The following is a 12616-nucleotide window of genomic DNA, read 5'->3' as shown; positions in this document are numbered from 1 at the left end:
GACCAGCTTGCAAAAGCCGAGGCGTAAGAACAAGCGAATTAATCTCAACGAACCTTTAAGCAATCCTGTAGCATCGGCCTCATGCTCGACGTCAGGCGGATGCAGGTCCTGCGCGCGGTGGTCACCAGCGGTTCGGTGAGCGCCGCCGCGTCCAACCTCGGGTTCACCCCCTCGGCCATCAGCCAGCAGCTGTCCACGCTGGAGAAGGAGGCCGGGACCCCGCTGCTGGAGAAGGTCGGTCGTGGCCTGCGCCCCACCCCGGCGGGCACGCTGCTGGCCGAGCGGGCGGGGCAGATCTCCGAGGTGCTCAACGAGACCGAGGTCGAGCTCGCCGACATCCGCGCGGGCCGGACCGGGCTGCTGCGCGTGCGGTTCTTCACCACCGCGGCGGTCGGCCTGATCCCGCAGGCGGTCGCCAAGTTCCGCGCCGAGCATCCCGAGGTGCAGCTGGACCTGCAGCTGCAGGAGGAGGGCCTGCTCGAGGACGTCGTCGCCGGCGAGGCGGACCTGGCGGTCATCGTGCTCGACGACTCGGTGCCGCAGCGGCACGGCGTGCGGTTGGTGCACCTGGCCGACGACCCGTACCGAGTGGTGCTGCCCCGCTCCCACCCGCAGGTCGAGCAGGACAGCGTCGACATGGCGAGGCTGGCCGACGACTCCTGGATCAACAGCGCGGTGACCAGCGGCGGGATCTGCTCGCGGCTGCTGCGGGACGCCTACGCCAGCGCCGGTTTCACCCCGCGCGTCGCGCTGGAGACCGACAGCACCTACTCCGCGCAGGGTTTCGTCGCGGCGGGTCTGGGCGTCGCCCTGGTGCCGCAGCTGGGCCTGGACGTGGTGCACCCGGACGTGGAGATCCGCGCGGTCACCAACCCGGAGCCGGTCCGCGGCCTCCACGTCGCCGTCCGGGAGGCCGTCGCCGACCTGCCTGCGGCGAGATCCCTGATCGACTGCCTGACCGAGATCGCGGTCGCGGCCTGATCAGCTCCGGTTGTCGGTGTTGATGAGAGCGTCTCCGTCGGTGTTGGCGACCATGCCGAGGACGTGCATCTCGGTGCTTCTCTTGCCGTCCTTGGTGAACTGCAGGGTGACCACGACGTTGGCGCCGGACTGCACCGGCTCACCGATGATCTTGACGTCGTCGATCTGCTTCCAGAACGCCTCGTAGCGGTCCTTGCCCTGCGACTGCAGGCTGGGGCCGAGCAGCTTCCAGGACTCGTCGAGGTTCTCGGGCACCAGCTTGTAGTACCTCTTGACCGTGGAGACCAGCTCTTCCTTGGTCACCTGCTTATTGGTGCTCGTCGGGGCGTGACTGCTCGTCGGTGCCGTCGACTTCGTGGACGTCGGCGTGGCCGAGCTCGTCGGCGCGGGCGGAGCGGCCGGCGGTGGCACGGGGGCGGACGACGGAGCGCCCTGGTTCCGCGAGCCGGAGCCGAAGGCGTTCGCGGCGAGCACGCCCACCAGGATCGCCACCACGATCGCCACGATCCACAGCGCGACCTGCTTGCCACCGCGACGCGGCGGAGCGGCGGCGGCCACCGGACCGGCGGCACCCACGCGGGTGGGCGGGTTCGCGCCGCCGCCCATGCCCTGGTGCGCCATCATCGCTCCGCCGTGCGGCGCGGTCGGCGCGGGAGCCTGCTGCTGGCGCTGCCAGCCCGCACCGGCGCCCGGGGCCGCGTTGGGCACCGGACGACCGTCGAGGACGGCCTGCAGCAGGTCGCGGGTGTGCGCCATCGTCGGCCGGTCGACCGGGTCCGGGCACAGCATCTGCATCAGCACCGGGGTCATCGGCCCGGCCTGGCGCGGCGGCTCGAACTGGCCGCGCGCGACCCGGTGCAGCAGGCTGATCGCGTTCTCGTCGGTGCCGAACGGCGGACCGCCCTCGATCGCCGCGTACAGCGTCGAACCCAGCGAGAACACGTCCGAAGCGGGTGCCGGGTCGCGGCCCAGCGCGACCTCCGGCGCCAGGTAGGCGGGAGTGCCGGCGAGGATGCCGCTCTTGGTGACCGCGACGTCGCCGATGGCGCGCGAGATGCCGAAGTCGGTGATCTTGGCGAGGTCGTTCTCGCCGAGCAGGATGTTGCCCGGCTTGAGGTCGCGGTGGACGATGCCGGCCATGTGCGCGGCGGCGAGCGCCCCGGCCACCTGGACGGCGATGCGGGCCACCCGCATCGGCGGCTGCACGCCCTGCTCGTCGATGACCGCGGCCAGGCTCGTCGAGGGCAGGTACTCCATGACCAGCACCGGCTGGCCCTCGTCCTCGGCCACGTCGAACACCACGATGGCGTTCTGGTGCTGGAGGCGGGCGGCGATGCGACCCTCGCGCATCGACCGCTGACGTGCTTCCTCGGTTTCTTCGGGGGTGTAACCGGGCTGCAGCAGCAGTTGCTTGACGGCGATCGTGCGGTGGAGGCGCTCGTCCACGGCCTTCCACACCACGCCCATGGCGCCGCTACCGATCTTTTGCTGCAAGCGGTACCGGCCCGCGATCAAACGACCTTCGGCGCTCACCGGTGTCTCCTGGTACTGGCTCGCCCGACGGGGCTCGCCTGTCTAAGGACTGCCTGATTTTCGTTTGCACTGAGGACGGAACGACTCCCCGCTGCCGGCTTCACCCGACGGTGTCACGCCCGCGACCACGTTACTGGGCCACGCCTTCCAGGCGGCACCCCGGGGCCGAAATGCGCCTGCGGCCGGGGCGCTCACCTGTCGATGAGCACTCCGGCCGCGGGACGTTGACCTTGATCGGGTCTACCTCACTGCGTGGTGACGCTGCCGCTCGGGCTGGTGCTGGTCCGGGTCGGCCGCTGCGAGGTCGGTTCGCTGCCGGTCGACGTCGGCTCGCTGCCGGTGGACGTCGGCTCCTCGGCGGAGGTGGGGGCCTCCTCGGACGAGCTCTGCGTCTCCCGCGTGGAGGTGCGGGTCTGCTTGGTGGTCGTCTCCTGCTCGCTGGTGGTCTCCGGCGGCGGGACGGGGACCTGCGGGGCCTCCGTCGGCTGGTTGGCGGGCGGCTGCGGCGCCGGTTCCGGGCCGCGCAGCGCCGAGGTGACCAGCACCGCGATCACCGCGACCGCGACCAGCGCGATCGCCGAGATGATCACCGGGCGCTTGCTGCGCCGGGGTTCCTCGTAGGCGGCCGAGTCGGCACGCGTGTCGGCGCCCATGTAGGACGTGGCGTCCTCGTACGGCCGCTCGGAGTACGGGTCGTCCTCGTAGTAGGCGACCGTGGTGCCCGCTGCGGCGCCCGAGCCCATCACGCTCGTCGCGTTGTCCGGGGCCTCCGGCACCAGCGCGGGCGGGATCGGCGCGGCCATCGTGGGGATGGAGTTCACCGAACCGCCGTCGGCCACGGCCTGCAGCATCTCGCGGGACTGCGCCATGTCCGGCCGGTCCTGCACGCGGGCGGCCATCATCGCCATCAGCGGCTGGGCCATCGGACCGGCCTGCTGCGGCGGCTCGATCTTGCCCGCGGCCACCGCGTGCAGCAGCGCCAGCGTGTTCTCGTTGAGACCGAACGGCGGGTGGCCCTCGATGGCGGCGTAGAGCGTGGCTCCGAGGGAGAACACGTCCGAGGCCGGGGTCGGCTCCTGGCCCATCGCCACGTCCGGCGACAGGTAGGCGGGCGTCCCGGCGAGCATGCCGGTCTTGGTGACCTGCACGTCGCCCTGGGCCCGCGAGATGCCGAAGTCGGTGATCTTCACCTGGCCGTTGTCGCCGAGCAGGATGTTGCCCGGCTTGATGTCGCGGTGCACCACACCGGCCGCGTGCGCGGCACCGAGAGCCGATGCGACCTCCGCACCGATCCGCGCGACCTCGCGCGGCGGCAGCGGGCCGTGATCGGACATCATCGCCGCGAGGCTCGTCGACGGCAGGTACTCCATGACGAGGACCGGTTGTCCCTCGTCCTCGGCCACGTCGTACACCGAGATCGCGTTCGAGTGCTGGAGCCGGGCCGCGATCCGGCCCTCTCGCATTGCCCGTTGCCGCGCTTCCTCGGCTTCTCCCGGATCAAGACCGGGCTGCAACAGCAACTGCTTAACCGCAACGGTGCGGTGCAGGCGCTCGTCAACACACTCCCACACCACGCCCATCGCGCCACTGCCGATGCGTCGCTGCACCCGGTAGCGTCCGGCGACCAGGCGACCTTCGTCGCTCACCGACGTCTCCCCGTACTGCTATCGATGCCCAGCGGCGGCCGCCCCCCGGGGATCCCGGACGTTGCCCCACCGAACACCGGCGGATTAGGCGGACCGGCTTTGGCCCCCCACAAGTACACGTTCAAAGCACGACTCGGGTTGCTACCGAACCGCGATACGGCAGCCTAGCCGACGCCGTGTGGGCGTAGGTCCGAAGTCGAAAAGATCGGTAGGACCGGTTTCGAGGTTACGCCGACCGCGCCGGAGGCCACGGTGATCCGGGCCCTTCTCACAGGCGTTTTCGCTGGTGATCGGGTTCCGGGCCGTCGGGCGCTCCGGGTTCGTGACCCTCAGCACCTACCGGCTCACGTCACGGTACCGGCGGTGGCGTTCCCGATGGGAGCCGGTCGGCATGGGTGAGGGTCGTTGCCGCATTGTTGTGCACCTCAGCCCGGCTGGAGCTGCCGTGCGCTGCGCAACTCGGCGGAGACGATGCGCGGCAGCGGGCCCGGCGAGACGTGCAGGTGCTGGTCCAGCAGCACCCCGCGGCCGCCCGGGTAGACCGCCTCCACCTGGGCGTGCACCGAACCGTCCGGCTCCATCCGCAGTTCGATGAGTCGCACCGCGTCGACCGCGCTCCAGGCCCGGGTGAGCTCGGTCGCCTGCCCGAGCTCGGGTGCGAGCAGCTCACCGATCCGGTCCGGGGAGTCCTGCGCGCGACCGTAGAAGTCCTTGACGACGCCCAGGGTGGTGCTCGCGCTGCCCGCCGCGGGGTTGGCCAGGTGGGCGTCGTCCGGTTCGGCGGCGGAGGCGTTGCCGCCGCTCTCCCCGGCCGCGGCGAAGCCGCCGTTGCCCTCGAAGGGCCAGGTGGCTTCGAGCACCAGGTCGGGGCGCAGCGCGGGGACTCCGCTGATCGCGGCGGCGGAGTGGGTGGGACGCGGGGCCTGCGCGGGCTTGGCCATGATCAGCGCGGCGGCCCCGGCGGCGGAGAACAGCAGCAGCACGCCGAGCGCGATGAGGACGACCAGTCCGCCCTGCGGACTGCGGGTGGGCGCGGCGTCGGAGCCGGCGAGCTCGTCGGCAAGGCCGACCTGCTCGGGGGTCTGCGGGCCGCGCCGGATCAGCTCGGCGACCGTGACGGTGTCGTCGAAGGTCGTGCGCTCTCTGGCGTGCTCCACGGCGTGAAGAGGTACTCGCCTCCCGCTCGAATGGGAAGGTTTTTCAGATAGATCACCGGAAGGGATGGCCCCGAAGATCACGAACGGACCAGTGAATCACGGTCCGTGGTCAGGAGATCCGCTCGTCCGACGAGACCATCGGGCTCTCGGCCATCTCGTAGCGCAGCACGCGGCGCTCCTCGCGCTCCGAGCCGTCCGGCAAGGTCAGCCGCAGCGCGTGCGCGGTGCTCGTCGGCGTCACGTAGACCTGCAGGACCTCGATTCGCGTCGCGTAGGAGTAGCGGGCCGCGAAGGACTCGTAGCCCTCGGCGCGCAGCGCGCCGGTGGTCATCGCGTACGCGCCGGGCAGGTCCCCGCTGGAGATCGCGTCGTAGTACTGCTCGCTGGTGCGCTGCATCCCCTCGGTGTCGGTCAGCTGCAGCAGCTGCGGGGCCTCGGTGGTGGGCGGCCTGCTCGTGCCGGGAGGTGTCCCGTCGCCGGGCGATCCACCGCCGGGCGTGCCGGGCTCCTCGTCGTCGCCGGGCTCGTCACCGGCGTGCTCGCCGGGCTCGGCCTGCTCGGGCGTTCCGGTCGGCAGCACCCCCGCGACCAGCTGGTTCGGACTGCGAGGCGGTGTGGCGGTGCTGCTCGCGACCGACGGCCGCGTCGGGTCACCGGTCAGGAAGTAGGGATCGCGGGGCAGCGGCGGGTACGCGCCGCCGCGCGGCATGCTCGGCAGCTCCAGGCCCTCGATGCGGGGCGTGTGGTGGGCCACCAGCGTCGTGGCGAACACCAGGCCACCCAGCGCGGCCACCGATGAGGCGATTGCGAACCACGCCGCGCGGCGCCAGCTCGGAGGCGGGGTGACCGAGGCGGGCACCATGCCGAGGTCGAACTTGTGCAGCCCGCCCACGGGTGCGGTGTCGGTCAGCGGATCGATCACCACGCAGGACGAGGACTCCTCGGGCCCGGTCCGCTGCGGTGGGATCTGCGCCCACGCAGCGCCGGTGGCGGTCCTGCGGTGCCGGCCCGGGGCGGGGTACTGCGCCGCGGACGGTGTGGGTGTCGGTGCCGGCGGCGGCCAATCGAGTCGGCCGCTCCAGCCGATGGTTCTGCCGCTGTGCATCGGAGGTCTCGACTTTCTGCAACCCGCAAGTGGTTCACGGCGAGCTTCGCGTCGGTGTGATCGGTACTCCGAACGGCGCTCTTGATGCACCGAAAGGGTGATATCACCGCGCGACCACTCGAACGAACGTCGCCGAAAGACGGACCGAGGATGCGGAGGCGTCCCCGAGCCGCACGAATCCGTTCGAGCGTGCAGAAGGACCGGCTCCCGGAGCCGGACGGCGGGCCAGGTTTCCGCTACCCGCACCGCCGAGCGAAGCGAGTTGTCAGAAATCGCCCTTGCGGAAGCGGGACTGCGTGCTCTGGAGCGCCTTGAGCGAACCGACACCACCGCCGAGACCGAGCAGGGTCGCGAAGACGTCCGCGCTGACCGACTCGCCATTGCTGATCAGCAGCGCCAGCAGCGTCACGCCGAGGCCGACGCCGGCGATCGGGTAGCGCTTCTTGGCGAAGTCAGCAGCCGGCTGCCCGCCCGGACGCTTCTTCGCAGCAGAGGTCAGCATCGCCAGATAGCCGGCGTGCCCCGCTGCCGCGATCACCGCGGCGAGCGTCACCAGGAGTGCGACCAGACCGATAACCATGCCCATGGCACCAGTCTGCTCCTTGACGAGCCCTGTCCGATATGGGGGATCCCCCTGATTTGCCGATCGGTTCGAAAAGGTTGTGGATCAAGTCTGGTTCGAGACCGTCGTCACGCCTAGGTTCTGTCGCTATGAGCGAGCGAACGGGTCTCGATCTGGACGGCAAGAGGGTCCTGGTCACCGGGGCTGCGAGCGGCATCGGAGCCGCTCTGACCAGGCGATTCGTCGCGGCGGGAGCCGAGGTGATCGCCGCCGACAAGGCCGCCGATGCCGTCACCGCGCTCGCCGACGAGCTGGGCGCGACGGCCCGGGTGGTCGATCTCGGCGAGCCCGACGCCGCCGACGACCTCGGCGAGGGCGCCGACGTCGTAGTGAACAACGCCGGGTTCCAGCACGTCGCGCCGCTGCAGGAGTTCCCGCCGGAGGTCTTCGCCGCGATCCTGCGCGTGATGGTCGAGTCGCCGTTCCGCATCGTGCGGTCCGCGCTGCCGGGCATGTACCAGCGCGGCTGGGGCCGGGTCATCAACATCTCGTCGGTGCACGGGCTGCGCGCCTCGCCCTTCAAGAGCGCCTACGTCACCGCCAAGCACGCGGTCGAGGGCCTGTCCAAGACGATCGCGCTGGAGGGGGCGCCGCACGGCGTCACCTCCAACTGCCTGTGCCCGGGATTCGTGCGCACGCCGCTGCTGGAGCGCCAGGTCGCCGAGCAGGCCCGACTGCACCGGGTGCCCGAGGCGCAGGTCACCGAGGACGTGCTGCTGGCCCGGACCCCGGTGAAGCGGCTGGTCGAACCCGACGAGGTCGCCGAGTTCGCTGCCTGGCTGTGCGGGCCGGGCACCACGTCGATCACCGGAGCGTCGCTGTCCATGGACGGAGGCTGGGCGGCGAACTGATCAGGCAAGTCCCGAGGTGAACACCGGCACGTCAAGGAGGACGCAGCCATGACCACCGAATCCGCTCCCAGCAGATCGTCGACCACCCGCGTGGTGGTGGCGAGCCTCGTCGGCACCACCGTCGAGTGGTACGACTTCTTCCTCTACGGATCGGCTGCCGCGCTGGTGTTCAACCAGCTGTTCTTCCCGGCCGGCGATCCGCTGATGGGCACCCTGCTCGCGTTCATCACCTACGCGGTCGGCTTCGTCGCCCGCCCGTTGGGCGGCCTGGTCTTCGGCCACTACGGCGACCGGATCGGCCGGAAGAAGCTGCTGGTCCTCAGCCTGGTGATGATGGGTGGCGCGACGTTCGCGATCGGCCTGCTGCCCACCTACCAGTCGGTGGGCGTGCTGGCTCCGCTGCTGCTCACCGCGCTGCGTTTGGTCCAGGGCTTCGCGATCGGCGGCGAGTGGGGCGGTGCGGTGCTCATCGTCTCCGAGCACGGCTCCAGCGAGCGCCGCGGCTTCTGGGCGTCGTGGCCGCAGGCCGGGGTGCCGCTGGGCAACGTCTTCGGCACCGCCGTGCTGGCGGTGCTGGCGGCGGTGCAGTCCGACGAGGCGTTCCTGGCCTGGGGCTGGCGGATCGCGTTCCTGCTCTCCGGCGTGCTGGTGCTGATCGGCCTGTGGGTGCGGCTGGCGGTCTCGGAGTCGCCGGTGTTCCTGGAGGCGCAGCGCAAGGCGGCGGAGAGCGGCGCCGAGCAGAAGCCGCCGATCCTGGAGGTGCTGCGCCGCTACCGCAGCGAGGTGCTCACGGCGATGGGCGCCCGGTTCGCCGAGAACGTCGTCTACTACGTGCTGACCTCGTTCGTGCTCACCTACGTGGCCACGTTCCTGGACCTGCCGCGCGGGGTCGCGCTCAACGCGGCGCTGATCGCCTCGGTGCTGCACTTCATCAGCATCCCGATCTGGGGCGCGCTGTCGGACCGGTTCGGCAGGAGGCCGATCTACCTGCTGGGCACGGTCGGCACGGGCGTGTGGGCGTTCTTCTTCTTCACGATGCTCGACACGAAGTCGTTCTGGGTGATCACCTTGGCGACCACCATCGGCCTGGTGTTCCACGGCGCGATGTACGGGCCGCAGGCGGCGTTCTTCGCGGAGCTGTTCGGCACCAGGGTGCGCTACTCGGGTGCTTCGATCGGCTACCAGCTGGCGTCGATCGTGGCGGGTTCGCTGGCGCCGATCATCGCGACCGCGCTGCTGGCCGCGTTCGACTCCTCGCTGCCGATCTCGATCTACGTGGCGCTGTGCTCGGTGGTCACCCTGGTCGCGGTGTTCCGCGCACCGGAGACCCGGGAGCGCGACCTCGCCGCCGACCACGCGGTGTGACGGGACCGCGGGCGCCTTCGACCAGGCCGAAGGCGCCCGCGGCGCACGTCAGGAGTGGCCCAGCCGACCTCGGCCGAGGCGGAGCAGGATCATGGCGATCTCGCGTCCCTCCGGGCCGAGCTCGCGGTAGCGGGCGAGCACGTCCATCTCGCGGTTGTAGACGATGCGCGGGCCGCCCGCGGCCATGCGGGCCTGCCCGACCTGCTGGGAGATCTCGGCCCGGCGCTTGATCAGGCGCAGGATCTCGGCGTCGAGGTAGTCGATCTCTTCGCGGAAGTTGCTGATGGCCTCTGCAGCCCGTTCAGTCGAGGGCTTCTCGGACTGCGGTTGGTCACCGTCCACAGTGGCGTTCATCGGACGTAATCCTCCGGCTCCGGCCCCGTTCCCGTCCCGGAACGCGAAACGCCCCGAGTCCGAGGACCCCGGGGCGTCGTAGTGGTTTTCGAGCTCACGCAGCTACGGGCGCCGGAGTCCCGGGCCCGTAGAAAAACTCGTACTGCTGCGTTCGCACACCACCAGTCTGCCACAACCCCGACCCCCGATCCACTGCCTGGTCACCGCGTCCCACAAGCTGGACGCATTCAACGGCGGAGCCGTTTCTCCTCACCCCACGTGAGCAACTCTCACCGCCGCGGGTTCTGAGACGTCGTCTGGTAAGGACAGCCGTGACGCCGATGTCCACCCCTGGGGTAAGCGGCATACAGAAGGAGCGGATCCCGGAGCCAGACGGCGTCTCAGGTTCCGCTACCCGCACCGCTACGCAAAGTGAGCTCACACAGAAAAGTTCTGTCCGAGGGGTTCGGTAACGTGGTTCGACGATGAGCACCCCTCTCGATCTCGAATGGCAGGGCGACGAGCCCCGGCCCGCGCAGCCCTCCGCACCTCAGGCCCGGTCGGGCCCGGACCCGGAGGCGCTGCTGGCTGGGCTCAACCCGCAGCAGCGCGACGCCGTGACGCACACCGGCTCGCCGCTGCTGGTGGTGGCCGGCGCCGGATCGGGCAAGACCCGGGTGCTGACCAACCGCATCGCCCACCTGCTGGCCAGCGGTGCGCACCCCGGCCAGATCATGGCCATCACCTTCACCAACAAGGCCGCGGCCGAGATGAAGGAGCGCGTCGCCGACCTGGTCGGCCGCCGGGCCAACGTGATGTGGGTGTCGACGTTCCACTCGATGTGCGTGCGGGTGCTGCGGCGCGAGGCCAAGACGCTCGGCATGTCGTCGAACTTCTCGATCTACGACTCCGACGACTCCAAGCGGCTGATCACCATGATCGCCCGCGAGCAGGACCTGGACTCCAAGCGCTACCCGGCGCGGACGCTGTCGATCAACATCTCGAACCTGAAGAACGAGCTCATCACGCCGGAGGACGCGGCGCAGCAGGCGGGCAACGACGTGGAGCGCAAGGTCGCCCAGGTCTACGCCGCCTACCAGCGCAGGCTCGTCGACTCCAACGCGATGGACTTCGACGACCTGATCATGCGCACGGTCGAGCTGCTGCAGCAGCACCCGGCGGTCGCCGAGTACTACCGCCGCCGCTTCCGCCACGTGCTCGTCGACGAGTACCAGGACACCAACCACGCGCAGTACGCGCTGGTCAGGGAGCTGGTCGGCACCGGTCCCACCGAGAGCGGCGTGGACCCGGCCGAGCTGTGCGTGGTCGGTGACGCCGACCAGTCGATCTACGCGTTCCGCGGCGCCACGATCCGCAACATCGAGGAGTTCGAGCGCGACTACCCGCAGGCCCGCAGCATCCTGCTGGAGCAGAACTACCGGTCCACGCAGACGATCCTGTCGGCCGCCAACGCCGTGATCCGGCGCAACCCGAACCGTCGCGACAAGCGGCTGTGGAGCGACGCGGGAGACGGTGAGCCGATCGTCGGTTACGTCGCCGACAACGAGCACGACGAGGCCGCCTTCGTCGCCGGTGAGATCGACAAGCTCGTCGATCAGGGCGACGCCACCTTCAACGACATCGCGGTCTTCTACCGCACCAACAACCAGTCGCGCGTGTTCGAGGAGGTGTTCATCCGCCTCGGCCTGCCGTACCGGGTCGTCGGCGGTGTCCGCTTCTACGAGCGCCGCGAAGTCCGCGACGCCCTCGCCTACCTGCGGGTCCTGGACAACCCGGACGACACGGTGAGCCTGCGCCGCATCCTCAACGTGCCCAAGCGCGGCATCGGCGACCGCGCGGAGGCCGTGGTCGCGGTGCACGCCGAGCAGGAGCGGATCTCCTTCGGCGCCGCCCTGCGCCGGGCCGCCGCCGGTGAGGTCCCGCTGCTCAACACCCGCGCCCGCAACGCGATCTCCGGTTTCGTCGAGCTGCTCGACGAGCTGCACAAGGTCGCCGCGGACCACGACGTCGCCGAAACCCTCGACACGCTTCTGGAGCGCACCGGGTACCGGGGTGAGCTGGAGGCCAGCGACGATCCGCAGGACGCGACGCGGCTGGAGAACCTGACCGAGCTGATCACCGTCGCCCGCGAGTTCACCGAGGCCCGCGCGGGAGCTCCGCTGCCGGTCGACGCCGAGGTCTCGCCGTCGGCGGAGGCCGTGGTGTCCGGTGTGACGCCCGCGGCGGAGGACGACGCGGACGACGTCCTCGAAGACCCGCTGGCCGACGACTCGCTGGCGGCGTTCCTGGAGCGGGTCTCGCTGGTCGCCGACGCCGACTCGCTGCCGGAGACCGGCGACGGCCTGGTCACGCTGATGACCCTGCACACCGCCAAGGGCCTGGAGTTCCCGGTGGTGTTCTCCAGCGGCTGGGAGGACGGCGTCTTCCCGCACAACCGGGCCCTGGGTGATCCGACCGAGCTCGCCGAGGAGCGGCGACTGGCCTACGTCGGCATCACCCGGGCTCGCCAGCGGCTCTACCTGTCGCGCGCCATGATGCGCTCGGCGTGGGGGCAGCCGATGACGAACCCGGCCTCGCGGTTCCTCACCGAGATCCCCGAGGAGCTGATGCACTGGCGCCGCATCGAGCCCGAGCGCGCGGCCCCGCAGGTCCGCAGCACCTGGGGCAGCCGAGGAGGCGGTTTCGACCGCACCGGCGGCGACTCGGCTCAGGCGGGCCTGGCCGAGCGCGGCATGCGCAGCACCAGCATGAAGGGCTGGAAGGACACGGTCGCGCTCAAGCTCGAAGCGGGCGACAAGGTCACCCACGACAAGTACGGCCTCGGCACGGTGGTCGCCACCGACGGCGAAGGCCCCCGAGCCACGGCCACCATCGACTTCGGCACGGCAGGCACGGTCAAGCTCATGCTCATCGGCACCGTCCCCCTCACCAAGCTCTGACCAGCTGCGGGAGGTGCTGCGGATCAGGTTCCGCAGCCCTTCCTCCACACCCTCACCGGAGTT

10 protein-coding genes are annotated in these 12616 nt (G+C 70.5%); 4 read left to right on the top strand and 6 right to left on the bottom strand.

The genetic code is table 11. From position 1 onward, the window contains the following. Nucleotides 1-81: 81 nt before the first annotated feature. Nucleotides 82-981, top strand: coding sequence for a LysR family transcriptional regulator (locus tag AB0J78_RS18285; protein WP_363790373.1), 900 nt, complete (start codon nt 82-84; stop codon nt 979-981). On the opposite strand, the gene AB0J78_RS18280 is transcribed toward AB0J78_RS18285, so the two are convergent. From AB0J78_RS18280 to AB0J78_RS18260, 5 genes are all read right to left on the bottom strand, one after another. Next, entirely contained in the window at nt 982-2514 is a 1533-nt protein-coding gene (locus tag AB0J78_RS18280; RefSeq protein ID WP_363790371.1) for a serine/threonine-protein kinase, read from the bottom strand. Nucleotides 2515-2759: 245 nt separating this feature from the next. Further along, nucleotides 2760-4160, bottom strand: coding sequence for a serine/threonine-protein kinase (locus tag AB0J78_RS18275; protein ID WP_363790369.1), 1401 nt, complete (start codon nt 4158-4160; stop codon nt 2760-2762). Nucleotides 4161-4585: 425 nt separating this feature from the next. Then, nucleotides 4586-5317 (bottom strand): hypothetical protein, encoded by a 732-nt coding sequence (locus AB0J78_RS18270; RefSeq protein WP_363790367.1) that lies wholly within the window; start codon nt 5315-5317, stop codon nt 4586-4588. Nucleotides 5318-5426: 109 nt separating this feature from the next. After that, nucleotides 5427-6422 (bottom strand): hypothetical protein, encoded by a 996-nt coding sequence (locus AB0J78_RS18265; protein WP_363790365.1) that lies wholly within the window; start codon nt 6420-6422, stop codon nt 5427-5429. A 265-nt stretch (nt 6423-6687) separates the two neighbouring features. Then, complete coding sequence (locus AB0J78_RS18260) at nt 6688-7002, bottom strand: hypothetical protein (RefSeq protein WP_363790473.1); 315 nt, start codon at nt 7000-7002, stop codon at nt 6688-6690. 131 nt (nt 7003-7133) lie between these two features. Between AB0J78_RS18260 and AB0J78_RS18255 the strand changes: the two genes are divergently transcribed. Together AB0J78_RS18255 and AB0J78_RS18250 are read left to right on the top strand one after the other, a co-directional pair. Next, nucleotides 7134-7895: a 3-hydroxybutyrate dehydrogenase gene (locus tag AB0J78_RS18255; RefSeq protein ID WP_363790363.1), complete on the top strand. Its 762-nt coding sequence runs from the start codon at nt 7134-7136 to the stop codon at nt 7893-7895. Between the two features lie 48 nt (nt 7896-7943). Further along, nucleotides 7944-9260, top strand: a complete 1317-nt coding sequence (locus AB0J78_RS18250) for an MFS transporter (RefSeq protein WP_363790360.1) — start codon at nt 7944-7946, stop codon at nt 9258-9260. Nucleotides 9261-9308: 48 nt separating this feature from the next. Here AB0J78_RS18250 and AB0J78_RS18245 read toward each other — a convergent pair whose 3' ends face one another. After that, on the bottom strand, nt 9309-9614 hold the full coding sequence (locus AB0J78_RS18245; protein WP_363790358.1) for a chorismate mutase: 306 nt from the start codon (nt 9612-9614) through the stop codon (nt 9309-9311). A 464-nt stretch (nt 9615-10078) separates the two neighbouring features. On the opposite strand from AB0J78_RS18245, the gene AB0J78_RS18240 reads away from it, so the two are divergent. After that, entirely contained in the window at nt 10079-12553 is a 2475-nt protein-coding gene (locus AB0J78_RS18240; protein ID WP_363790356.1) for a UvrD-helicase domain-containing protein, read from the top strand. Nucleotides 12554-12616: the final 63 nt, after the last annotated feature.

Source organism: Saccharopolyspora sp. NPDC049426 (assembly GCF_040676935.1).
Lineage (GTDB): Bacteria > Actinomycetota > Actinomycetes > Mycobacteriales > Pseudonocardiaceae > Saccharopolyspora.
Note: the sequence above shows the minus strand (reverse complement) of the source record. Positions and strands in the feature narration are given on the sequence as shown.